Raw genomic sequence first — 21,746 nt, forward strand, 5'->3', positions numbered from 1 at the left:
GGAGCGATCCGGCGCAGGGTCGATCCAGAGCGGAGATGATCCGGCGCAGGGTCGATCCGGAGCGGAGATGATCCGGCGCGAAACCGCTCCGCCGCTCCGGTAGCATGTCGGCGATGGACATCTTCAACCTGCACAAGGGCACCGCGCCGCTGCTGGTCAGCGTGCCCCACGACGGCACCGCGCTGCCCGATGCCATCGCGGCACGGCTCACCGATTCGGCGCGCCGCGTCCCCGATACCGACTGGCACGTGGCACGCCTGTACGCGGTGGCGCGGGAGCTGGGCGCGTCGATGATCGTGCCGCGGTACTCGCGCTACGTCATCGATCTCAACCGTCCCGAGGACGACGTTTCGCTGTATCCCGGCCAGAACACCACCGGGTTGTGCCCGACCGTGCAGTTCACCGGCGAGCCGGTCTACCGCGACGGCGCGGCGCCGACGCCCGAGGAGATCGCAGAGCGCGTCGACACGTTCTGGCGCCCCTACCATGCCGCGCTGCGTGGAGAACTCGAGCGCCTGCACGCCGCGCATGGCCGGGTGGTGCTGTGGGAGGGGCACTCGATCCGGGGCGAGCTGCCGTTCCTGTTCGACGGCCGGCTGCCGGACCTCAACCTCGGCACCGCCGGCGGCGACAGCTGCGCGCTGGCCGTGCAGCGCCGGCTGGAAGCGGTGCTCGCGGCGCAGGACGGGTACGACACCATCGTCAACGGACGTTTCCGCGGCGGCTACATCACCCGGCATTACGGCGATCCGGGCAACGGCACCGATGCCGTGCAGCTGGAGATCAGCCAGCGCACCTACATGGACGAGGACTCGTTCGAGTACAGGCCCGAGTTGGCGGCGCGGCTGCAGCCGCTGCTGCGCGATCTGCTGCGCGCCGCACTCGCTGCCTGATCGTGGCGGGTGCTCTCCGTTTCGGAACTCAGCGCCGGGCGGAGAATTCGGTTTCCAGGATCCAGCTGCGGCCGCCATCGTCGGAGCGTTCGCCGCGCCAGTGGAAACCGGTGGCGGTCACGCCGGAGAAGATCCAGCGGACCGGATGGCCGTCCCCGTTCTCGCCCTCCTGCAGGAGGTCATCGCCGGATCGCGAGCCGATCAGATGCGTGTGGGTGCCGGTCACCGGATTGAACCAGTCGACGATCCAGACGTCCCGCTCCGGATCGTAGATGCGAAGGGTCGTGCCGTAACGATTGCCGCTCTTCGGCGTGTCCGTGCCGCGCCCGCCGCGGCCGGGGAAGATCCAGAGGTCCTGGACCGCGCGGCCCTCGAGGATGCGCGCGAACAGGACTTCGCCGTCGATCGTGCGCTCGCTTCCGTCCGGCAGGTGATCGGTCACCCGCACCTGCCAGTGACCGAGCAGCGGTGCGTAGATGTCGCTCCCTGCCGGGATGACGTCGGCCGGTCCGGGAGCGACCAGCGCGGAGGTGAAGGCGGAGTCGTCTTGCGCAGTGGCGGCGAGGGCAGGTGTCATCAGAATTCCTGTGAGCAGTAGTGATCGGACCAGGGCGGCGAGGGGTGGCGGCATCCGTAATGCGCTCCGTCGTGGAGTTGCTGCGCAGGCTAGCCGCCACCGATGCGGGCGGCTTCTCGATTCTTTAGTCGGGTGCGATCGGACCGCTGCGCGCATTCACCTCGGATCGCACGGAATGTCCGTGCTCGGACCTCGTGCCGTGTCCGGCGGCGCGCGGAACCGGTTCAGCCTGGCCGCGATCGCAGTGCGCGCCGTGCGGCGGATGGCGTCAGGCCGTAGGTACGCCGGAACGCGGCGCTGAATTGGCCATGGCTGGAGAAACCATGCGTCAACGCCAGGGCGGTCAGGTCGTGCGTGCGCGGCAGCGCCTCGAGCGCACGCGCCAGCCGCAGTCGGGTCTGGTAGCGGTACAGCGGCATGCCTTCGGTGCCGCTGAAGCTCTGGGTCAGGTAGACCGGGGACACGCGCAGCTCGGCGGCCAATGCAGCCAGCGTCCAGCGGTGCGCCGGGTCGTCCTGCAGCAGCAGCTTGGCGCGTTCGATCAGCCGTCCACGTCCGGCGCTGAATCCTTGCCGGGTTGGAGGTGCCGAGGGTGGATCGGGCTGCAGGAGGCTCCCGGCGAGCGCCAGCGTCAGCGTTTCCGCCGGCAACGGGTCGGCGTATCCATCGCATGCGCGCAGGCGGGCGGCCAGCCACTGGTCCCGCGGACCGAGCGGACGACGGGTCCGTCGCAGGCGCGGGGCTGCGGAAGCGGCGACCAGCCCGTCGCGTGCGATTTCCTGCAGCCAGTCCGGTGCGATCCGGATCGACAGGCAGCGGTCGCCGCCGTCGCCGGGATGATCGATCCGGTACTCGTCGCCGGCGTTGAACACCAGCGCCTGGTTGCCGTCCGCCACCAGCGCCTGCCGTCCCGGCCGGTATACGAACGTGCCGCGATAGGCGAGCACGATGCGGGTGTCCGGTACCGATTCCGGCTGCCCTGCATGTCGGCCGCGGCAGGCGCGGCAGTGCACGTCGCGCACGCGTACATGCGTGCTGCTGCAGATCGTGCGGGCTTGCAGCGGTGTCACGAGGCGCCAGGCAGTTCGTTCCGCAGCCGCGCTGTATAGGCCGTCGCCACGGCGGACGACAGTGAATAGCCTTCACACCGCGCCAGGCAGCGCGTTCCGTGGCGGCGAGCGGGCGCCGTCGCGACGGCGGGTGAGAGCGAATAGCCCACTCATACCTCCAGCGTCGCCATGTCGCCCTTGCTCTCCAACCACGTCTTCCGATCCCCCGCCCGCTTGCGCGCCAGCAGCATGTCCATCAGCGCATGCGTCTGGTCGCCGTCGTCGACCGTCAGCTGCACCAGGCGGCGGGTGTCGGGGTGGATCGCCGATTCGCGCAGCTGCGGCGGATTCATCTCGCCCAGGCCCTTGAAACGGGTGACGCTGACCGCGCCCTTGAGCTTCTCGCGCTGGATCTTCTCCAGCAGCAGCCGCTTCTCCTCCTCGTCGAGCGCGTAGAACACCTGCTTGCCGACGTCGACGCGGAACAGCGGCGGCATCGCCACGAACACGTGGCCGGCGTCGACCAGGGCCGGGAAGTGGCGCAGGAACAGCGCGGTGAGCAGGGTGGCGATGTGCAGACCGTCGGAATCGGCGTCGGCCAGCACGATGATCTTGCCGTAGCGCAACCCCGCGATGTCGTCCTTGCCCGGATCGCAGCCGATCGCCACCGCCAGGTCGTGCACTTCCTGCGAGGCGAGCACGCCGCCGGAGGCGACTTCCCAGGTGTTGAGGATCTTGCCGCGCAGCGGCAGGATCGCCTGGAAGTCCTTGTCCCGCGCCTGCTTCGCCGAGCCGCCGGCGGAGTCGCCCTCCACCAGGAACAGCTCGGTCCGCGACAGGTCCTGGCTGATGCAGTCGGCCAGCTTGCCGGGCAGGGCGGGGCCCTGGGTGACCTTCTTGCGCACGATCTGCTTCTCGGTCTTCAGCCGCGCGCTGGCGCGGTCGATCGCCAGCTGGGCAATGCGCTCGCCGAACTCGGTGTGCTGGTTGAGCCACAGCGAGAACGCGTCGTGGGCCGCACCCTCGACGAAACCGGCCGCCTGCCGCGAGCTCAGCCGCTCCTTGGTCTGGCCGCTGAACTGCGGATCGGTCATCTTGACGCTGAGCACGAAGGCGACGCGGTCCCAGACGTCCTCGGGCGCCAGCTTGATGCCGCGCGGCAGCAGGTTGCGGAAGTCGCAGAACTCACGCAGCGCGTCGGTGAAGCCGGTGCGCAGGCCGTTGACGTGGGTGCCGTGCTGGGCGGTGGGGATCAGGTTGACGTAGCTCTCCTGCACCAGTTCGCCCTCGGGCACCCAGGCCACCGCCCAGTCGACGGTCTCGGTGTCCTTGTCCAGGCGGCCGACGAACAGTTCCGGCGGCAGCAGCTCGCGATCGGCCAGCTCGCCGTGCAGGTAGTCGCGCAGGCCGTCCTCGTAGTGCCACCGGTCGCGCTCGCCGCTGGCCTCGTCGAACAGCGTCACGGTGAGGCCGGGGCACAGCACGGCCTTGGCCCGCAGCAGGTGCCGGAGCGCGCGCAGGGAGAATTTGGCGGTGTCGAAGTACTTCGGGTCGGGCCAGAACCGCAGCCGGGTGCCGGTGTTGCGCTTGCCGACGCTGCCCACCGTCTCCAGCTGCGACACCGCATCGCCGTCGGCGAACGCCATGCGGTATTCGTTGCCGTCGCGCTTGATGAAGATCTCCACCCGGCTCGACAGCGCGTTGACCACGCTCACGCCGACCCCGTGCAGGCCGCCGGAGAAGGTGTAGTTGCGGTTGTTGAACTTGCCGCCGGCATGCAGGCGCGTGAGGATCAGCTCGACGCCGGGGATCTTCTCCTCCGGGTGCAGGTCCACCGGCATGCCGCGGCCGTCGTCGGACACCTCGCAGCTGCCGTCCTTGAACAACCGCACCTCGATCTCGCGCGCGTGCCCGGCCAGCGCCTCGTCGACCGCGTTGTCGATCACCTCCTGCGCCAGGTGGTTGGGGCGGGTGGTGTCGGTGTACATGCCCGGGCGGCGCTTGACCGGGTCCAGTCCGGACAGGACTTCGATGTCGACGGCGTTGTAGCGACTGCTCATGCACGGGGGAAGTGGCTAGGGGAGCGCGCATGGTAATGGAATCCGTCGCGCGCGCGATCGCGGGTACCAGCTTTCGCGCGCTTGCAACAGCTATGGACAACCCTGGGTTCGGGGCATCGCGAATCGACGAAATTACCTGCAAACACGCGTGTAAGCGCTTACTTCCGTTAAGTGTTCGTTGTTCAGTCCTCAGCCGGCATGGCATGGGTACGGTGCAGGCGTCGCTGAGGCAAGCGGCATTACTTTTGGCAGTACAACTTTCGCTTCTCTGGAGACACGACGATGACCCAGCGCAACCTGCTGTTTACCGCTCTGATCGCCGCGGCCTTTGCCGCCCCCACCGCGTTCGCACAGGAAGTCGACGAGCAGGCCGTCCGCGAGGCCGAGCAGGCCGCCGCGCAGGCGGGCGAGGCCGCCGACGCCGCCGAGGCCGATGCCGCCGCGGCCGAGCAGGAAGCCGAGGCCGCCGATTGGCAGGCCGCCGACGCCGAGGAAGAGGCCGAGGAAGCCGTCGAGGCCGAGGAAGAAGATCCGGCCTGATCCCGGCCCGATCGCGTTGTCTGGCGCCCCGCTCCGGCGGGGCGCCTTTTTGGCGGCCGATCCCCGCGCCGTCAGCCGGGCGCAGCGCACTTGCCGTAGAATGGGGCTTTCCAGCGACCTGCTGCGCCCATGACTTCCCCCCGTTCCGTCACTCCGCTCGTTTTCGTCACCGGCGGCGTCGTCTCTTCCCTCGGGAAGGGCATCGCCGCGGCCTCGCTGGCCGCTATCCTCGAGGCGCGCGGGCTGCGGGTGACGATGATGAAGCTCGACCCCTACATCAACGTCGACCCGGGCACCATGAGCCCGTTCCAGCACGGCGAGGTCTACGTGACCGACGACGGCGCCGAGACCGACCTCGACCTCGGCCACTACGAGCGCTTCGTCAACGTGCACCTGTCCGGCCGGAACTCGATCACCACCGGCAAGATCTACGAGAGCGTGATCGCCAAGGAGCGCCGCGGCGACTACCTCGGCGCCACCGTGCAGGTGATCCCCCACATCACCGACGAGATCAAGCGCAGCATCGACGCCGCCACCCAGGGTTACGACGTGGCGCTGGTGGAGATCGGCGGCACCGTCGGCGACATCGAGTCGCTGCCGTTCCTGGAGGCGATCCGCCAGCTGCGCACCGAGCGCGGCGCCGACAAGGCCATGTTCATGCACCTGACCCTGGTGCCGTACATCGCCGCGGCCGGCGAGCTGAAGACCAAGCCGACCCAGCACTCGGTCAAGGAGCTGCGCTCGATCGGCATCCAGCCCGACGTGCTGGTCTGCCGCAGCGAGCAGCCGCTGCCGGACGGCGAACGGCGCAAGATCGCCTCGTTCACCAACGTCCCGGAGAAGGCGGTGATCTCGGCGGTGGACCTGGACGACATCCACAAGATCCCGATGTGGCTGCACGCGCAGGGCCTGGACCAGATCGTGGTCGAGCGGCTGCACCTGGGCGATCGCGCCAGCGAATCGGCGGACCTGTCCGAGTGGCTGGACGTGGTCGACGCCACCGAGCGCCCGATCGACGAGGTGACCATCGCCGTGGTCGGCAAGTACGTCGACCACAAGGACGCCTACAAGTCGGTCGGCGAAGCGCTCAAGCACGGCGGCATCCGCCAGCGCACCCGGGTCACGCTGAAGTGGATCGAATCGCAGGACATCGAGCGCCAGGGCGCGGAAAGCGTGCTGGCCGGCGTCGACGGCATCCTGGTGCCCGGCGGCTTCGGCGACCGCGGCTTCGAGGGCAAGGTGCTGGCGTCGCAGTACGCGCGCGAACGGCGCGTGCCGTACTTCGGCATCTGCTATGGCCTGCAGGCGGCAGTGGTCGACGTCGCCCGCCACCTGGCCGGGCTGGAGGGCGCCAACAGCACCGAGAACGACCGCCAGACCCCGCATCCGGTGATCGGCCTGATCACCGAATGGCGCACCAAGACCGGCGAGGTCGAGCGCCGCAGTGAGGACAGCGACCTCGGCGGCACCATGCGCCTGGGCCTGCAGGAGCAGCGGCTCAAGCCCGGCAGCCGGGCGCGCGAGCTGTACGGCAAGGACGTGGTCGGCGAGCGCCACCGCCACCGCTACGAGTTCAACAACCGCTACCGCACCCAGCTCGAGGAGGCCGGCCTGGTGATCTCGGCCAAGTCGATGGACGACCTGCTGGTGGAGATGATCGAGCTGCCGCAGCATCCGTGGTTCGTCGCCTGCCAGGCGCATCCGGAGTTCCTGTCCACGCCGCGCAGCGGCCACCCGTTGTTCGTCGGCTTCGTGCGCGCCGCGCGCGAACGCAAGGCCGGCGGCAAGCTGCTGAAGGAGGCCAGCGCATGAGCGGTCGGTGGGCTCGTGGGAGCGACGGAAGTCGCGACAGCCTTATCGGTCCCGGTGCAGACGGGAGCGTCGCGACTTCCGTCGCTCCCACAGGAGCGGCAGGAGCAGGCGCATGAATCTCTGCGGTTTCGAGGTCGGCCTGGACCGGCCGTTCTTCCTGATCGCCGGCCCCTGCGTGGTCGAATCCGAGCAGCTGCAGCTCGACGTGGCCGGCCAGCTGAAGGAGATCACCGGCGCGCTCGGCATCGATTTCATCTTCAAGTCCAGCTTCGACAAGGCCAACCGCACCTCCGGCAGCAGCTTCCGCGGCCCCGGCATGGAGGAGGGCCTGCGCGTGCTCGGCGAGGTGCGCCGCCAGATCGGCGTGCCGGTGCTGACCGACGTGCACGAGTACACGCCGATGGACGAGGTCGCCAGCGTGGTCGACGTGCTGCAGACGCCCGCGTTCCTGGTGCGCCAGACCGACTTCATCCGCAAGGTCTGCGCCGCCGGCAAGCCGGTCAACATCAAGAAGGGCCAGTTCCTCTCGCCCTGGGACATGAAGCCGGTGGTGGAGAAGGCGAAGTCCACCGGCAACCAGCAGATCATGGTCTGCGAGCGCGGCGCCAGCTTCGGTTACAACAACCTGGTCTCGGACATGCGCAGCCTCGCGGTGATGCGCGACACCGGCTGCCCGGTGGTCTTCGACGCCACCCACTCGGTGCAGCTGCCGGGCGGGCAGGGCACCTCCAGCGGCGGCCAGCGCGAGTTCGTGCCGGTGCTGGCGCGCGCGGCGGTCGCGGTCGGCGTGGCAGGACTGTTCATGGAAACCCATCCTGAGCCCGAGAAGGCGCTGTCCGACGGCCCCAACGCCTGGCCGCTGCCGAAGATGCGTGCACTGCTGGAAACGCTGTTGGAACTCGACGGTGCCGCCAAAAAAGGTGGTTTCCTCGAGGCTGAAGTCGGGGCTGGCGGGGATTGAATACGATGGTCTCGAGCAATGTGCGCCTGACTTGTACCCGAGGTGCGGCTGCGGTCGTAATTGTCTGCGCGTTGTTTCTGATGGGGGCAATTTCCCCTGCCAGTGCCTGCTCACGAACGTTCGAGGAGCCGTACGGGCTTGAACTCTCTTACGATGAGATCTTTCTGGCAATGGTGGAACGCGTGCAGGCGAGGCCACTGTCCGACAATTCGGGTTCGGTCCTGGTTGCAGACTATCGACTGGTTGAGATGTTCAAAGGATTCCCGCCGATCACTGGCCAGATCACGGAAATTCATCACGAGGTTCACACCTCTTGCGATCCACGTGTCCTGGGAACAGTGCGTCCAGGTGACGCAGTATTGTTCTATGTCCACCTCGCCCCGGAAGCTCCCGATATGCGTCGCACGGGCATCGATTCCCACATCGTCCGTGGAAACACGGACTACTCCTCGTTTCTTGAAAGCCTGCGCGAGTTCAGATCGGAAAACCTATGACGAAGATCAGCACCATCCATGCCCGCGAGATCCTCGACAGTCGCGGCAATCCCACGCTTGAGGCCGAAATCACCCTGGAAGACGGTAGCTTCGGCCGCGCCGCGGTGCCGTCCGGCGCGTCGACCGGCGCCAAGGAAGCCGTCGAGCTGCGCGACGGCGACAAGACCCGCTATCTCGGCAAGGGCGTGCAGAAGGCCGTCGGCAACGTCAACGGCGCCATCGCCGACACGCTGCGCGGTTTCGATGCCGAGGACCAGGCCGGCCTGGACAAGCGGCTGGTCGATCTCGACGGCACCGACAACAAGGGCCGCCTGGGCGCCAACGCGCTGCTCGGGGTGTCGCTGGCCAACGCGCATGCCGTGGCTGCCTCGAAGAAGCTCCCGCTCTGGAAATCGCTGGCCGGCGACCGCGCCCCCGAGCTGCCGGTGCCGATGATGAACATCATCAACGGCGGCGCGCACGCCGACAACAACGTCGACTTCCAGGAATTCATGGTGCTGCCGGTCGGCTTCGACTCGTTCTCCGAATCGCTGCGCGCCGGCACCGAAATCTTCCACGCGCTCAAGTCGGTGCTCAAGGGCCACGGGCTTTCCACCGCGGTCGGCGACGAGGGCGGGTTCGCGCCCGACTTCCGCAGCAACGTCGAGGCGCTCGACACCATCCTCGAGGCGATCGGCCGGGCCGGCTACAGCGCCGGGGAGGACGTGCTGCTGGGGCTGGACGTCGCCTCCAGCGAGTTCTTCGACAACGGCAAGTACCACCTGGTGGGCGAGAGCAGGCGCCTGACCGGCGAGCAGTTCGTCGACTTCCTCGCCGACTGGTGCAAGCAGTACCCGATCGTCTCGATCGAGGACGGCATGGCCGAGGACGACTGGGACAGCTGGAAGCAGCTGACCGCGCGCATCGGCGACCAGGTGCAGCTGGTCGGCGACGACCTGTTCGTGACCAACCCGAAGATCTTCCGCCAGGGCATCGACTCGGGCACCGCCAACGCGATCCTGATCAAGGTCAACCAGATCGGCACCCTCACCGAGACCCTGGAAGCGATCGCGATGGCGGACGCGGCGAAGTACGCGGCCATCGTCTCCCACCGCTCCGGCGAGACCGAGGACACCACCATCGCCGACATCGCCGTGGCCACCACCGCGACCCAGATCAAGACCGGCTCGCTGTGCCGCAGCGACCGCGTCGCCAAGTACAACCAGCTGCTGCGGATCGAGCAGTCGCTGGGTGCCGGGGCGCGTTACGCGGGACGCGCCGCCTTCGTCTCGCTGAACCGGTAGCGGGACAGCCAGCGGTGCGCGCATTGCGGATCGTGCTGGTGCTTCTGGCGGCGTTGCTGGCATGGCTGCAGTACCGGCTCTGGTTCGGCAACGGCGGCGCCGGCGACGTGGCGCAGCTGCAGGGCCAGGTGGCGCAGCAGGCGCACCAGAACGACGGGCTGCGGCAGCGCAATGCGGCGCTCGCGGCCGAGGTGGCCGACCTGAAGTCGCCGACCGGCGAGGCGGCGGTGGAGGAGCGCGCGCGCAGCGAGCTCGGGATGATTCGCCCCGGGGAGGTCTTCTACCGCGTGGTGGAAACGCCAACGCCGCCGGCGCCGCCTCCGCCGCCGGATGGCGATGCGGGCGACGCGGAGGACACGCCATGACCCCGGGGCCGGTCCGGGGCGGGCTCTGGGCGGTGGTGCCCGCCGCCGGCCGCGGCACGCGTTTCGGCGGCGAGGTGCCCAAGCAATACCTGCCGGTGGCCGGGGAGCCGCTGCTGGCGCATACGTTGCGGGCGCTGCTCGTCCATCCCGGCATACAGGGCGTGGTGGTGGTACTCGCCGACGGCGATCCGCACTGGCCGCGCTGGCGCGAACTGGCCGGCAAGCCGGTGCTGGCCTGCATCGGCGGCGCCGCGCGCGCCGACTCGGTGCTGGCCGGGCTGGAGGCGCTGCCGCGCGAGGTGCGTGCCGACGATTTCGTGCTGGTGCACGACGCCGCGCGGCCGAACCTGCGCCACTCGGACCTGCAGCACCTGCTCGAGCGCGGCCGCGACGATCCGGTCGGGGCGATCCTGGCCACGCCTGTCCGCGACACGCTCAAGCGCGCCGGCGACGACGGCGGCATCGACGGCACCGAGCCGCGCGAGCGGCTGTGGCGCGCGCTGACGCCGCAGCTGTTCCGGCGCCTGCAGCTGAGCCGCGCGCTGCGTGCCGCGATCGACGCCGGCGTCGCGGTCACCGACGAGGCGATGGCGATGGAGCGGCAGGGGCTGCGCCCGCTGCTGGTGGAGGGCGCCGAGGACAACCTGAAGGTGACCACGCCCGCCGACCTGGCGCTGTTCGAGTTCCTGCTGCAAAGGCGGGGAAGCGGGAATCGGGAAACGGGAATCGAAAACGCATCATTGCGTGCGGGCGGGGCGCCATGAACGTCCGCATCGGCCACGGCTACGACGTCCACGCCTTCGGCGACGGCGATCACGTCATGGTCGGCGGCGTGCGCATCGCCCACGCGCAGGGCGTGCTCGCCCACAGCGACGGCGACGTCGCCTTGCATGCGCTGTGCGATGCGATGCTGGGGGCGCTGGCGCTGGGCGACATCGGCGTGCATTTCCCGCCGTCGGATCCGCAGTGGAAGGGCGCCGACAGCCGCGTGCTGCTGCGGCATTGCCGGGCGCTGGCCGCCGGGCGCGGCTGGCGCCTGGGCAATGCCGACCTCACCGTGGTCTGCGAGCGGCCGAAGATCGGCCCCCATGCGCAGGCGATGCGGGAGGCGATCGCGGGCGATCTCGGCGTCGACGCCGGGGCGATCAGCGTCAAGGCCACCACCAGCGAGCGCCTCGGCTTCACCGGACGCGGCGAGGGCATCGCGGCGCACGCGGTGTGCCTGCTGGTCGCGGCGTGAACGCGCCGCCGCCCGCTTCCGGCGCGGCGCTGCCGGGCGCCTGGGGCGATCCGGTCCTGGCGGCGTCGATCCGCACCGCGCCGGAGGACTTCCGGGTCGAGGAACTCGACGGCTTCGAGCCCAGCGGCAGCGGTGAGCACCTGCTGCTGACGGTCGAGAAGCGCGGCATGAACACCGCGTTCGCCGCCGAGCGGATCGCCGGCTGGGCGGGCGTTCCGGTCTCGGCGATCGGCTATGCGGGATTGAAGGATCGCCACGCGCTGACGCGCCAGCGCTTCAGCGTGCACCTGCCCGGGCGCGACGCTCCCGACCCGCGCACGCTGGACGGGGAGGGGGCCGGCCCGGGCCAGGCGCTGCGCGTGCTCGCGCATGCACGGCACGCGAAGAAGCTTCCGCGCGGCGCGCTGGCGGGCAACCGCTTCGTGCTGGCGCTGCGCGATGTGCAGGGCGATCGCGGGGCGGTGGAGGCGCGCCTGGCGACGATCGCCGACGGCGGCGTGCCGAACTATTTCGGCGAACAGCGCTTCGGCCGCGACGGCGGCAACCTGGCGGCCGCGCTCGCGATGTTCGCCGGGCGCCGGATGCGGCGCGAGCAGCGGACCCATCTGCTGTCGGCGGCGCGCTCGGAGCTGTTCAACCGGGTGCTCGCCGCGCGCGTGCGTGGCGGCTCCTGGAATCGCGGGCTCGAGGGCGAGGTGTGGATCCTCGACGGCAGCCGCAGCGTGTTCGGCCCCGAACCCTGGAGCGAGGCGCTCGCGCAGAGGCTGCAGGCGTTCGACATCCATCCGAGCGCGCCGCTGTGGGGCGCCGGCGCGCCGCGCAGCACCGCCGCCTCGCTGGCGCTCGAGACGACGGCAATGGCGGGCGCCGACGCCGCCGCGCTGCGGCAAGGGCTGGAGTCGGCGGGTCTGCGCCAGGAGCGCCGCGCCACCCGCTTGCGGCCCGCGGCCATGGCCTGGGAGTGGCTCGGCGACGACGTCATCCGCCTGGGTTTCGAACTGCCCGCCGGCGCCTATGCCACCGCGGTGCTTGCTGAACTGGGACCGATGCGCAACGCCGCCCAGCCCGCCGGCTGACCGTTCGTCGGAAAGCGTTCCACGGCACTGGAGCGCCGATTTCCTCGGCGTATAACCGGATTCAGGCACCCGCACGCACGTGGATGCCGAGAGCGGCGCATGGGAGGAACTGTCATGAACAGACCGCTTCTTTGCACGATCGTTTCGCTGTCCATGCTCGGCCTGGCTGCATGCGCGAGCCCCCATGGCGGTGCCGGATACGGGGCCGCGCCGGCGGGTTCGCAGCCGGCCCAGGCGTTCGAACGCGACATGGCCTACATCGCCTACGTCGAGCGCACCGCCCGCATGCGCGGGCTCGACGTGCGCTGGGTCAACCCGCCGCTCAAGCGCGTGGCCCGCAGCGACGATTCCGAGGCGCAGTAAGCGCCCGGTCGCGGCGACGACGGGCCCGGCGCCGCTGACCGGGCCTCGTCTTCAGCGCGGCTTGAGCAGGACCAGCACCGCGCCGGTCCCGCCCTGCGCGGGCGGCGCCGAGTGGAACGCCAGCACGTCGGCGCGCCGGCGTAGCAGCCGATCGACCAGGTTCTTCAACGCCGGCAGGCCTTCGCCGTGCCGGCCCTTGCCGTGCACGATCCGCACGCAGGCGCTGCCGTCCGCCCGTGCGCCGGCGAGGAAGCGCTTCAGCCAGGCCTCGGCCTGGGCGCCGTCGGCGCCGTGCAGGTCCAGTTCGTCCTGCACCGCGTACTGCCCGCGCGCCAGTCGGCGCAGGATCCGCGGCGACACCTCGTCGCGCCGGTAGCGCAGGCTGTCGCCGGCGTCGAGCCGGCCTTCCTCCAGCAGGGCGTGGAATTCGCCGCGCGCCTCGCGTTCGTCGCGCTCGGCCATGCGCGGCCGCGGTTCCGGACGCGGCCTGGATGCGGGGGGCGCCGCCTCCGGCAACCTGCGCACCGGGCCGATCGCATCGCGGAACAGTGCGGCCTCGTCCTCGGTCGGCGGGGGCTTGCGCCTGATCATGGGCGACAGCATACAAAAGCGTGGCGTTCTTTCCCGTCGCCCTCCTGGGTGGATCGACGGCGGCGGAGATCGGCTGCCGGAGCGAGGAACGGGTGAGGAGGAACGAGTGGGGCGCCGTCGTGGAGCGGCGGGAATGCACCGCTGGAAGTTGCGACTGCGCGGGCGACCAGTCGCGACTTCCGTCGCTCCCACAGGATGCCCGCCCCGGGCATCGGCCGAATCGAGCCGGGCGGCTGCCCTCGCAGCGCGCACGCGCCCACTCGTTCCTTGTTTCCCGTTCCTCGTTCCTCCTCACCCGTTCCTCGGCGGCCGATGCGGCATCGGCTATGATGGACGCATTTCGTGACCCATCTTCCATGCGCATACTGGTCAGCAACGACGACGGCGTGGATGCGCCCGGCATCCGGATCCTCGCCGAGGGCCTGCGCGGGGCAGGCCACGAGGTGCTGATCGTCGCCCCCGACCGCGACCGCTCAGGCGCCAGCAATTCGCTGACCCTGGACATGCCGCTGCGCGTGGTGCAGGTCGACGACACCACCTGGCGCGTGCACGGCACCCCGACCGATTGCGTGCACGTGGCGATCACCGGCATGCTGGAACGCGAACCGGATCTCGTCGTCTCGGGCATCAACAACACCGCCAACCTGGGCGACGACGTCATCTATTCGGGTACGGTCGCCGCCGCCATGGAGGGCCGCTTCCTCGGGCTGCCCGCGGTGGCGATGTCGCTGGTCACCGCCGCGCACGTCGGCCATCACTACGAGACCGCGGCACGTGCCGCGGTGGAGATCGTCGAGCGGCTCGGCGCCGATCCGCTGCCGGCCGACACCATCCTCAACGTCAACGTGCCGGACCGGCCGTGGAGCGAGATCTCCGGTTTCGAGGTCACCCGGCTGGGCAACCGCCACCGCGCCGAGCCATGCGTGCCGCTGGAGGATCCGCGCGGCAGGACATGGTGGTGGATCGGCCCGGCCGGTCCCGAACTCGACGCCGGGCCCGGCACCGACTTCCACGCCGTCCGCAACGGCGCCATCGCGATCACCCCGATCCACGTCGACCTGACCCGCTACCAGGCGCTCGAACAGGTCGCCAGCTGGGTCGACGGGCTGGCGGGCGAGCTGCGGGAGGCGCGCGCATGACGCCGCGCCTGCGGCTGCAGCCCGAGGCGATCGGCGTCGGCATGACCTCGCAGCGGGTGCGCGACCGGCTGATCGAGCGCCTGCGCGGCAACGGCATCGCCGACGAGCGCGTGCTCAACGCGATCCGCACCGTGCCGCGACACCTGTTCGTCGACGAAGCGCTGGCCACGCGTGCCTACGAGGACACCGCGCTGCCGATCGGGCATGGCCAGACCATCTCGCAGCCGTGGGTGGTGGCGAAGATGACCGAGACGCTGCTGGCCGGACTGCCGCCGCGGCCGCCGTCCGGATCCGCCGCGGGACCGGCGCGGGTGCTCGAGATCGGCACCGGATCCGGCTACCAGGCCGCGATCCTCGCCGCGCTGGGGCTGGAGGTGCACACCGTCGAGCGCATCGGCGAACTGCTGCGGGTGGCGCGCAAGCGCTTCCGCGCGCTGGGCCTGAACGTGCGCAGCAAGCACGACGACGGCCGCATCGGCTGGTCCGGCAACGGACCCTTCGACGGCATCGTGGTGACCGCGGCGGCGCCCGCGCTGGTCGAGGCGTTGACCGACCAGCTCGCGCCGGGCGGCGTTCTGGTGGCGCCGATCGGCGGCGGCGGCGGACAGGTCCTGGTGCGGCTGCGCAAGGCCGCCGACGGCGCGATCGAGCGCACCGAGCTGGCGCCGGTGGTGTTCGTGCCGCTGCTGTCGGGGCTGATCGACTGATGCGGCTGTTCGGTGCGATCTACGACCGCTGCCTGGTCTGGGCGCGGCACCATCATGCGCCACGCTATCTCGTGGCGCTGAGCGCTGCGGAATCGGTGTTCTTCCCGGTGCCGCCGGACGTGATGCTGGCGCCGATGTCCCTGGCGCAGCCGCGGGCGTGGTGGCGCCTGGCGCTGATGTGCACGCTCGCCTCGGTGGTCGGCGGGCTGCTGGGCTACGTGCTGGGCCACTTCGCGCTCGAGGCGATCTGGCCGTGGATGCAGACGATGGGGTGGGACGAGCCGTTCCGCCGCGTCCAGGACATGTTCGTGCGCTACGGATTCTGGTTCGTCTTCCTCGCGGCGTTCACGCCGATTCCCTACAAGGTGTTCACGATCGCATCGGGCGCCACCGGCATCGGCCTGGTCCCCTTCGTATTGGGTTCCTTCATCGGCCGTGGTGCACGCTTCTTCCTCGTCGCCGGCCTGATCGCATGGGGCGGGGAGCGGCTGGAGCGCGTGCTGCGGCGCTACGTGGAACTGCTGGGATGGGCGGTGGCCGCGATCGTGATCGTCGGACTGGTGTGGATGGAGTTGCGCGGATGAGGATGGCAATCGTACTGGTGGCACTCGTGCTGCTGAGTGCCTGCGGCAGCAGCCGGGTGATCCGGGAAAGCGGCACCCGCGTGCCGCAGGCCGGCACATCGACGCCCAAGCCGGGACAGACGGTGACCGTCAAACGCGGCGACACCCTGTACGGCCTGGCCGTCGACAACGGCATCAGCCCGCTCGACCTGGCGACCTGGAACAGCATCTCGCCGCCTTACACGATCTACCCGGGCCAGCGGCTGCGGCTGTATCCCGGCGGCTCCGGCGCCCGCACCGCCGCCGCGCCCACGCGCCCGCCTGCGCGGCCGACCACCGGCGCGACGCCGCCGGCGCAGCCGACATCGCCAGCGGCCGCCCCGGCGCGCAGTTCAGTGGCCTGGCGCTGGCCCGCGGACGGCCAGATCATCAGCCGTTTCGCCAACGGCGATCCGACCAAGCAGGGCATCGGCATCGCCGGCAACGGCGGCCAGCCGGTCCGGGCGGCGGGCGACGGCGTGGTCGTGTACTCCGGGTCCGGCCTGGTCGGCTACGGCGAGCTGATCATCGTCAAGCACGACGACCAGTGGCTGTCCGCCTACGGCCACAACCGCGCACGGCTGGTCAACGAGGGCGAGCGCGTGCGCAGCGGCCAGCAGATCGCCGAGATGGGCCGCAGCGGCACCGCCCGCGACATGCTGCACTTCGAGATTCGCCACAACGGCAAGCCGGTCGATCCGCTGTCGTATCTCCCCAGCCGCTGAGGCGGCCGGGGAGATACGACGGGATTCGAGAAACGGGATTGGGGATTCGTCCGTAGAGCGCGGTTGTACCCGCTCGGACGTTTCCACGGGCCTTGTCGCAAGCAGGCGCTCCTGCGAAACCGCGCCGGAAAACGGATACCCGTCCGGCGGAGAGGTCCGCGGAGGTTTCAGCGCACGTGCGAAGTGGGCTTCCCGCTTTTACGGATCCCCGGGTCCGGCGCCAGAGCCCCGACCGTCGAGCACGAACCCCGCCACCACCCGCCGCCCCTCGCCGGCGAGCACCTGGTAGGTCCGTGCGGCGGCGGCATTGGTCATGCTTTCCAGGCCGATGCCCTGCGACAGGCACGCGGCCATGACCTCGGCCGGAGGGAAGGCCTGGCTGCCGCCGGTGCCGAGCACCACGACCTCGGGCGACAGGGCCAGCAGCGGATCCAGGTCGGCCGAACCCATCGCCGTCACGTCCCGCACCGGCCAATCCTCGATCAGCGCATCGGGGGCGATGACGAAACTCGCGCGCAGCTGCCGCTCGTTCACCAGCGCCGAGGCCGCGTCGGCGCCACGGAGAAAATAGTCGAAGTCGGGTCGTTCGAGGTTGAACTGCATGGGACGGGAATCGGGAATCGGGAATCGGGAATCGGGAATCGGGAGAAGATTGAAGCGTCGCGGCCAGAGCGCAAGTGTCCGGATCCATTTTGGTCTTGGCGCCGGTCTCGGGTGCTGCAGGGAAGATCGATCCCGGCTTGACCAGCCGTTCGGAAGGCGGGCGGGACGACGAGTATCGGGGCTTTACCGCTTTTCCGATTCCCGATTCTCGAATCCCGATTCCCGGCTCTTCCCGATTCCCGGCTCTTCAAGCCCTCGGCAGCACGATCTGGCGCTTGTCCTTCGATGGCCGGTAGAGCACCGCGACATTGCCGATCCGCTGCACCAGCGCGGCGCCGCTGCGCTCGGCGAGGTCGGCCACCAGCGCGTCGCGCTCGTCGCGATCGCCGACGGCCACCCGGACCTTGATCAGTTCATGGTGCTCGAGCGCACCGTCGACTTCGGCGACCACCGCGTCGGTCAGTCCCTTGCCGCCGATCTGCAGGATCGCCTTGAGCCCGTGGGCCTGACCGCGAAGGAAACGTGACTGGGAGGCGGTCAGGCGGGTACTCATGCGGTACGAAGGATCGGGCGGGTCCCGCAGAGTATCATGACGGCCGGAAATCCCTGATTTGGCGGTACTTCCAGACCCCATGGCGACGCGCAGCAAGAGCAGCCAGCGCTGGCTGAAGGAGCACTTCTCCGATCCCTTCGTCAAACGGGCGCAGGCGGAGGGGATGCGCTCGCGCGCCGCCTACAAGCTGGAGGAACTGGTCGCCCGCGACCGCCTGCTGAAGCCCGGCATGACCGTGGTCGACCTCGGCGCGGCCCCCGGCGGCTGGTCGCAGTGGGTGCGGCAGGCGCTGGGCGAGCGCGGGCGGGTGGTGGCGCTGGACATCCTGGAGATGCCGCCCCTGGCCGGGGTCGAGTTTCTTCATGGCGACTTCAGGGAGGATGCGGTCTTATCTCAGCTTGAGACGATGCTGGGCGACGCGCCCGTCGACCTTGTGTTGTCGGACATGGCCCCCAACAAGAGTGGGATGGACGCGGTGGATCAGCCGCGGGTGATCCACCTGGCCGAACTGGCGATGGATTTCGCCGATCACCACCTGCGGCCGGGCGGCGCCTTCCTGATCAAGCTGTTCCAGGGCGTCGGCTTCGACGACTACGTCCGGGAGTTGCGCCGCCGCTACGACAAGGTGTCGATCCGCAAGCCGTCGGCGTCGCGCCAGCGTTCGCCGGAAGTCTATGCCCTGGCGCGGGGCAAGCGACCGCGCTAAGCGGAACGCCCCGCCATGGACGACAGGGGCCGGACCGTCCGGGCCCGGCTTGGTTTCGCCATGGATGGCAGCCACAATGTAGGTCCCGAAGTACTGTCGCGGCGCCGGTTGCGCGGCCATCTACAAATTCCAGAGCTGACAAGTCCATGAACGATCTAGTGAAAAATCTGATGCTCTGGGTGATCGTCGCCGTCGTGCTGATGGTGGTGTTCCAGAGTTTCAGCCCGCGCACCGCCGGCACGCAGGAGGTGGTGTATTCGCAGTTCATGGAGGAGGTGCGCAACGACCGGATCAAGAAGGTCGACATCGCCGAGGACGAGAAGACCATCACCTTCGAGCGCAAGGACGGGGCCAAGGGCACCGTGATCGCGCCGCGCCGCGACGAGCGCATGGTCGACGACCTGATCAACCACAACGTCGAGATCAAGCAGGCGCCGCCGGCCAGCGGCCCGTCGTTCGTCTACATCCTGATCAACTTCCTGCCGGTCCTGCTGATCATCGGTTTCTTCTTCTTCATGATGCGGCAGATGCAGCAGGGCGGCGGCAAGGGCGCCATGTCCTTCGGCCGCTCGCGGGCGAAGATGCTCAACGAGGACCAGACCAAGGTCACCTTCGCCGACGTCGCCGGCTGCGACGAGGCCAAGGAGGAGGTCGAGGAACTGGTCGAGTTCCTGCGCGACCCCTCCAAGTTCCAGAAGCTCGGCGGCAAGATCCCGCGCGGCATCCTGATGGTCGGCCAGCCCGGCACCGGCAAGACCCTGCTGGCCAAGGCCATCGCCGGCGAGGCCAAGGTGCCGTTCTTCTCGATCTCCGGCTCCGACTTCGTCGAGATGTTCGTCGGCGTCGGCGCCAGCCGCGTGCGCGACATGTTCGAGCAGGCCAAGAAGCACGCGCCGTGCATCATCTTCATCGACGAGATCGACGCCGTCGGCCGCCACCGCGGCGCCGGCCTGGGCGGCGGCCATGACGAGCGCGAGCAGACCCTCAACCAGCTGCTGGTCGAGATGGACGGCTTCGAGGGCGGCGAGGGCGTGATCGTGGTCGCGGCGACCAACCGCCCCGACGTGCTCGACCCGGCGCTGCTGCGCCCGGGCCGTTTCGACCGCCAGGTCGTGGTCGGGCTGCCCGACGTCAAGGGCCGCGAGCAGATCCTCAAGGTGCACATGCGCAAGGTGCCGCTGGACGACGACGTGCAGCCGCTGGTGGTGGCGCGCGGCACGCCGGGCTTCTCCGGCGCGGACCTCGCCAACCTGGTCAACGAGGCGGCGCTGTTCGCCGCGCGCGAGAACGCCAAGGGCGTGCGCATGGAGCACTTCGACAAGGCGCGCGACAAGATCCTGATGGGCGCCGAGCGCCGCTCGATGGCGATGAGCGAGCAGGAGAAGACGCTCACCGCCTACCACGAGGCCGGCCACGCCATCGTCGGCCGCCTGGTGCCCGAGCACGACCCGGTCTACAAGGTCACGATCATTCCCAGGGGAAGGGCCCTGGGCGTGACCATGTACCTGCCCGAGGGCGACAAGTACAGCTTCAATCGCACCGCGATCGAATCGCAGTTGTGCTCGCTGTACGGCGGCCGCGTCGCCGAGGAGCTGATCTTCGGCGAGGACAAGGTCACCACCGGCGCCTCCAACGATATCGAGCGTGCCACCAAGATGGCCCGCAACATGGTCACCAAGTGGGGCTTGTCCGGCGAGATGGGGCCGATCGCCTACAGCGAGGATGAGGACGAGGTGTTCCTCGGCCGCTCGGTGACCCAGCACAAGAACGTCTCCGACGAGACCGCGCGCAGGATCGACGAAGTGGTGCGCAGCATCCTGGACAAGGCCTACGGCCGTACCACCCGGATCCTGACCGACAACCTCGACAAGCTGCACGCGATGGCCAAGCTGCTGCTCGAGTACGAGACCATCGACGTGCCGCAGATCGACGCGATCATGGAAGGGCGCGAGCCGCCGCCGCCGGTCGGGTGGAACAGGCCCGGCAGCGACAAGAACGACGGCGACAAGGGCGACAGCCGGCCGCTGCCGCCGATCGGCGGCCCGGCGGAGCAGACCTAGGCGCCGCGTTCGCTGCACAGTCTCGAAGAGGCCGGAGTCCGCTCTGGCCTTTTCGCTTTCGGAGAAGCGATGACGGGTCCGGGGAACGCGAACCAAGGGCCCCCTCGGGGCCGACCGGGCCGGTGACCGGCATCGGCGCCGCGATCGGCATCCACCGCAACGGCAGGAACAACGACTGAATGTTCGACGTCACTCCGCAACTCGACTGCGCCGGCCGCATCCTCAAGCTCGACCGCCCGCGGGTGATGGGCATCGTGAACGTGACCCCGGATTCGTTCTCGGACGGCGGCGCGCACGGCGATCCGCAAGCGGCGGTCGCGCATGGCCTCGAGCTCGCGGAGCAGGGCGCCGACATCCTCGACATCGGCGGCGAATCCACGCGCCCGGGTGCGGACGAAGTGCCGTTGGAAGAGGAATTGCGGCGCACGATTCCGGTGGTCGAACGGTTGGCGAAGCAGGTATCGCTGCCGATCAGCATCGATACCTCCAAGCCGGAGGTGATGCGCGCCGCGGTCGAGGCCGGCGCCGGCATGATCAACGACGTCCATGCGCTGCGCCGCGAGGGCGCGCTCGACGCCGCCGCAGCGCTCGGCGTGCCGGTGGTGCTGGTGCACATGCTCGGCCAACCGCGCTCGATGCAGGAAGCGCCGCATTACGACGACGTCGTCGGCGAGGTGCACCGGTTCCTCGCCGAGCGGATCTTCTCGGCCGAGATGGCGGGCATCGACCGGAAGCGCATCGTCGTCGACCCCGGATTCGGCTTCGGCAAGACCCGCGAACACAACCTCGCGTTGCTCGCGCAGCTGCAGCGTTTCGCCGAACTCGGCGTGCCGGTGCTCGCGGGCCTGTCGCGCAAGCGCACCATCGGCGAGCTCACCGGACGCGAGATCGCCGCCGAGCGCGTCCACGGTTCGGTCGCCGCGCACCTGATCGCGGCGCAACGCGGCGCCGGCATCGTGCGCGTGCACGACATCGCGGCCACCGTGGACGCGCTCAAGGTCTGGACCGCGGTCGCCGCGGTACCGGTGCCGCGCGCGGCCCCCGCCACGCCCGCGGTCCGCTGGCCCGACGACGGCTGAGCCGAATCGCCGGGCCGCGGCCGAGGCCGCGGATGTCGCCGCCGCAAGGCGGGCCGCGGGATCCACGCCAAGTCGCTCCCCGAGACTCGCTTGGTTGCAGGGCCCCCGCCTGGTGGCCCCGGGCGGCCGCCGGCAGGACGGCCGTTGGGCCCGTGGTCATGACTTCGCCATGACAGGCGCAACCCGCGCCGCGCCGGGCTCATCGGCACTTGTCCACAGCTTGGCCCGTCGGCTTGTCCACAGCCGCTGTGGGTAACCCGGGGCTGAA

The 21,746-nt window shown here is 69.7% G+C and carries 24 protein-coding genes; 18 read left to right on the top strand and 6 right to left on the bottom strand.

Annotation, left to right across the window (positions count from 1 at the left end):
- Positions 1–113: 113 nt before the first annotated feature.
- Complete coding sequence (hutG, locus tag U3649_RS09400; RefSeq protein WP_407351079.1) at positions 114–893, top strand: N-formylglutamate deformylase; 780 nt, start codon at positions 114–116, stop codon at positions 891–893.
- Between the two features lie 28 nt (positions 894–921).
- Here hutG and U3649_RS09405 read toward each other — a convergent pair whose 3' ends face one another.
- From U3649_RS09405 to parE, 3 genes are all read right to left on the bottom strand, one after another.
- Positions 922–1,470 (bottom strand): hypothetical protein, encoded by a 549-nt coding sequence (locus tag U3649_RS09405; protein ID WP_407351080.1) that lies wholly within the window; start codon positions 1,468–1,470, stop codon positions 922–924.
- A 224-nt stretch (positions 1,471–1,694) separates the two neighbouring features.
- Positions 1,695–2,540: a helix-turn-helix transcriptional regulator gene (locus U3649_RS09410; RefSeq protein ID WP_407351081.1), complete on the bottom strand. Its 846-nt coding sequence runs from the start codon at positions 2,538–2,540 to the stop codon at positions 1,695–1,697.
- A gap of 149 nt (positions 2,541–2,689) precedes the next feature.
- Positions 2,690–4,579, bottom strand: coding sequence for a DNA topoisomerase IV subunit B (gene parE, locus U3649_RS09415; protein WP_407351082.1), 1,890 nt, complete (start codon positions 4,577–4,579; stop codon positions 2,690–2,692).
- Positions 4,580–4,861: 282 nt separating this feature from the next.
- Here parE and U3649_RS09420 point away from each other — a divergent pair, with 282 nt between their 5' ends.
- The 10 genes from U3649_RS09420 to U3649_RS09465 all read left to right on the top strand — a co-directional run bounded on the left by U3649_RS09420 (position 4,862) and on the right by U3649_RS09465 (position 12,713).
- Positions 4,862–5,119, top strand: coding sequence for a hypothetical protein (locus U3649_RS09420; RefSeq protein ID WP_407351083.1), 258 nt, complete (start codon positions 4,862–4,864; stop codon positions 5,117–5,119).
- 129 nt (positions 5,120–5,248) lie between these two features.
- Positions 5,249–6,931 (top strand): CTP synthase, encoded by a 1,683-nt coding sequence (locus U3649_RS09425; protein WP_407351084.1) that lies wholly within the window; start codon positions 5,249–5,251, stop codon positions 6,929–6,931.
- 112 nt (positions 6,932–7,043) lie between these two features.
- Positions 7,044–7,892 (top strand): 3-deoxy-8-phosphooctulonate synthase, encoded by an 849-nt coding sequence (gene kdsA / locus U3649_RS09430; RefSeq protein WP_407351085.1) that lies wholly within the window; start codon positions 7,044–7,046, stop codon positions 7,890–7,892.
- Positions 7,889–8,386, top strand: a complete 498-nt coding sequence (locus U3649_RS09435; RefSeq protein WP_407351086.1) for a hypothetical protein — start codon at positions 7,889–7,891, stop codon at positions 8,384–8,386. The genes kdsA and U3649_RS09435 overlap by 4 nt, the downstream gene beginning before the upstream one ends.
- Positions 8,383–9,669 (top strand): phosphopyruvate hydratase, encoded by a 1,287-nt coding sequence (gene eno / locus U3649_RS09440; RefSeq protein ID WP_407351087.1) that lies wholly within the window; start codon positions 8,383–8,385, stop codon positions 9,667–9,669. Before U3649_RS09435 ends, eno begins: the two co-directional genes overlap by 4 nt.
- A gap of 14 nt (positions 9,670–9,683) precedes the next feature.
- Positions 9,684–10,034 carry a cell division protein FtsB gene (gene ftsB, locus U3649_RS09445; protein ID WP_407351088.1) on the top strand — a complete coding sequence of 117 codons (351 nt, stop codon included), beginning with the start codon at positions 9,684–9,686 and terminating at the stop codon, positions 10,032–10,034.
- Positions 10,031–10,798 (top strand): 2-C-methyl-D-erythritol 4-phosphate cytidylyltransferase, encoded by a 768-nt coding sequence (gene ispD, locus U3649_RS09450; protein WP_407351089.1) that lies wholly within the window; start codon positions 10,031–10,033, stop codon positions 10,796–10,798. The genes ftsB and ispD overlap by 4 nt, the downstream gene beginning before the upstream one ends.
- Complete coding sequence (gene ispF, locus U3649_RS09455) at positions 10,795–11,274, top strand: 2-C-methyl-D-erythritol 2,4-cyclodiphosphate synthase (protein WP_407351090.1); 480 nt, start codon at positions 10,795–10,797, stop codon at positions 11,272–11,274. Before ispD ends, ispF begins: the two co-directional genes overlap by 4 nt.
- Positions 11,271–12,350, top strand: a complete 1,080-nt coding sequence (truD, locus tag U3649_RS09460; RefSeq protein WP_407351091.1) for a tRNA pseudouridine(13) synthase TruD — start codon at positions 11,271–11,273, stop codon at positions 12,348–12,350. Before ispF ends, truD begins: the two co-directional genes overlap by 4 nt.
- Positions 12,351–12,464: 114 nt before the next feature.
- A complete protein-coding gene (locus tag U3649_RS09465) occupies positions 12,465–12,713 on the top strand; it encodes a hypothetical protein (RefSeq protein WP_407351092.1) in 249 nt (82 codons plus the stop codon).
- Between the two features lie 51 nt (positions 12,714–12,764).
- Here the strand turns inward: U3649_RS09465 and U3649_RS09470 are convergent, their stop codons facing one another.
- Positions 12,765–13,304 (bottom strand): Smr/MutS family protein, encoded by a 540-nt coding sequence (locus tag U3649_RS09470; protein ID WP_407351093.1) that lies wholly within the window; start codon positions 13,302–13,304, stop codon positions 12,765–12,767.
- A gap of 356 nt (positions 13,305–13,660) precedes the next feature.
- On the opposite strand from U3649_RS09470, the gene surE reads away from it, so the two are divergent.
- Genes surE through U3649_RS09490 form a run of 4 tightly spaced genes read left to right on the top strand, consistent with a single transcriptional unit; the run spans position 13,661 to position 16,477 of the window.
- A complete protein-coding gene (gene surE, locus U3649_RS09475) occupies positions 13,661–14,443 on the top strand; it encodes a 5'/3'-nucleotidase SurE (protein WP_407351094.1) in 783 nt (260 codons plus the stop codon).
- Positions 14,440–15,150 carry a protein-L-isoaspartate(D-aspartate) O-methyltransferase gene (locus U3649_RS09480; protein ID WP_407351095.1) on the top strand — a complete coding sequence of 237 codons (711 nt, stop codon included), beginning with the start codon at positions 14,440–14,442 and terminating at the stop codon, positions 15,148–15,150. Before surE ends, U3649_RS09480 begins: the two co-directional genes overlap by 4 nt.
- A complete protein-coding gene (locus tag U3649_RS09485) occupies positions 15,150–15,734 on the top strand; it encodes a YqaA family protein (protein ID WP_407351096.1) in 585 nt (194 codons plus the stop codon). The genes U3649_RS09480 and U3649_RS09485 overlap by 1 nt, the downstream gene beginning before the upstream one ends.
- Positions 15,677–16,477, top strand: a complete 801-nt coding sequence (locus U3649_RS09490; RefSeq protein WP_407351097.1) for a peptidoglycan DD-metalloendopeptidase family protein — start codon at positions 15,677–15,679, stop codon at positions 16,475–16,477. Before U3649_RS09485 ends, U3649_RS09490 begins: the two co-directional genes overlap by 58 nt.
- 198 nt (positions 16,478–16,675) lie before the next feature.
- Here the strand turns inward: U3649_RS09490 and U3649_RS09495 are convergent, their stop codons facing one another.
- Together U3649_RS09495 and yhbY are read right to left on the bottom strand one after the other, a co-directional pair.
- On the bottom strand, positions 16,676–17,080 hold the full coding sequence (locus U3649_RS09495; RefSeq protein ID WP_407351098.1) for an Mth938-like domain-containing protein: 405 nt from the start codon (positions 17,078–17,080) through the stop codon (positions 16,676–16,678).
- A gap of 247 nt (positions 17,081–17,327) precedes the next feature.
- Complete coding sequence (gene yhbY / locus U3649_RS09500; protein ID WP_407351099.1) at positions 17,328–17,633, bottom strand: ribosome assembly RNA-binding protein YhbY; 306 nt, start codon at positions 17,631–17,633, stop codon at positions 17,328–17,330.
- Positions 17,634–17,712: 79 nt separating this feature from the next.
- On the opposite strand from yhbY, the gene rlmE reads away from it, so the two are divergent.
- The 3 genes from rlmE (at position 17,713) to folP (ending at position 21,478) form a co-directional block, all read left to right on the top strand.
- Entirely contained in the window at positions 17,713–18,339 is a 627-nt protein-coding gene (rlmE, locus tag U3649_RS09505) for a 23S rRNA (uridine(2552)-2'-O)-methyltransferase RlmE (RefSeq protein ID WP_407351100.1), read from the top strand.
- Between the two features lie 146 nt (positions 18,340–18,485).
- Positions 18,486–20,399, top strand: a complete 1,914-nt coding sequence (gene ftsH, locus U3649_RS09510; protein WP_407351101.1) for an ATP-dependent zinc metalloprotease FtsH — start codon at positions 18,486–18,488, stop codon at positions 20,397–20,399.
- 179 nt (positions 20,400–20,578) lie between these two features.
- Positions 20,579–21,478, top strand: a complete 900-nt coding sequence (folP, locus tag U3649_RS09515; protein WP_407351102.1) for a dihydropteroate synthase — start codon at positions 20,579–20,581, stop codon at positions 21,476–21,478.
- The last annotated feature ends 268 nt before the right edge of the window (positions 21,479–21,746 follow it).

Source organism: Luteimonas sp. R10, assembly GCF_045689605.1.
Classification (GTDB): domain Bacteria; phylum Pseudomonadota; class Gammaproteobacteria; order Xanthomonadales; family Xanthomonadaceae; genus Luteimonas.

Bases quoted from the DNA above. Each gene is read 5' to 3' on its own strand.
- ispD (WP_407351089.1), top strand. From the start codon at position 10,031: ATGACCCCGGGGCCGGTCCGGGGCGGGCTCTGGGCGGTGGTGCCCGCC.
- ispF (WP_407351090.1), top strand. From the start codon at position 10,795: ATGAACGTCCGCATCGGCCACGGCTACGACGTCCACGCCTTCGGCGAC.
- eno (WP_407351087.1), top strand. From the start codon at position 8,383: ATGACGAAGATCAGCACCATCCATGCCCGCGAGATCCTCGACAGTCGC.
- parE (WP_407351082.1), bottom strand. From the start codon at position 4,579: ATGAGCAGTCGCTACAACGCCGTCGACATCGAAGTCCTGTCCGGACTG.
- U3649_RS09465 (WP_407351092.1), top strand. From the start codon at position 12,465: ATGAACAGACCGCTTCTTTGCACGATCGTTTCGCTGTCCATGCTCGGC.
- U3649_RS09495 (WP_407351098.1), bottom strand. From the start codon at position 17,080: ATGCAGTTCAACCTCGAACGACCCGACTTCGACTATTTTCTCCGTGGC.
- hutG (WP_407351079.1), top strand. From the start codon at position 114: ATGGACATCTTCAACCTGCACAAGGGCACCGCGCCGCTGCTGGTCAGC.
- rlmE (WP_407351100.1), top strand. From the start codon at position 17,713: ATGGCGACGCGCAGCAAGAGCAGCCAGCGCTGGCTGAAGGAGCACTTC.
- ftsH (WP_407351101.1), top strand. From the start codon at position 18,486: ATGAACGATCTAGTGAAAAATCTGATGCTCTGGGTGATCGTCGCCGTC.
- yhbY (WP_407351099.1), bottom strand. From the start codon at position 17,633: ATGAGTACCCGCCTGACCGCCTCCCAGTCACGTTTCCTTCGCGGTCAG.
- folP (WP_407351102.1), top strand. From the start codon at position 20,579: ATGTTCGACGTCACTCCGCAACTCGACTGCGCCGGCCGCATCCTCAAG.
- U3649_RS09490 (WP_407351097.1), top strand. From the start codon at position 15,677: ATGGGCGGTGGCCGCGATCGTGATCGTCGGACTGGTGTGGATGGAGTT.
- U3649_RS09470 (WP_407351093.1), bottom strand. From the start codon at position 13,304: ATGATCAGGCGCAAGCCCCCGCCGACCGAGGACGAGGCCGCACTGTTC.
- kdsA (WP_407351085.1), top strand. From the start codon at position 7,044: ATGAATCTCTGCGGTTTCGAGGTCGGCCTGGACCGGCCGTTCTTCCTG.
- surE (WP_407351094.1), top strand. From the start codon at position 13,661: ATGCGCATACTGGTCAGCAACGACGACGGCGTGGATGCGCCCGGCATC.
- U3649_RS09405 (WP_407351080.1), bottom strand. From the start codon at position 1,470: ATGACACCTGCCCTCGCCGCCACTGCGCAAGACGACTCCGCCTTCACC.
- U3649_RS09485 (WP_407351096.1), top strand. From the start codon at position 15,150: ATGCGGCTGTTCGGTGCGATCTACGACCGCTGCCTGGTCTGGGCGCGG.
- U3649_RS09425 (WP_407351084.1), top strand. From the start codon at position 5,249: ATGACTTCCCCCCGTTCCGTCACTCCGCTCGTTTTCGTCACCGGCGGC.
- U3649_RS09480 (WP_407351095.1), top strand. From the start codon at position 14,440: ATGACGCCGCGCCTGCGGCTGCAGCCCGAGGCGATCGGCGTCGGCATG.
- U3649_RS09420 (WP_407351083.1), top strand. From the start codon at position 4,862: ATGACCCAGCGCAACCTGCTGTTTACCGCTCTGATCGCCGCGGCCTTT.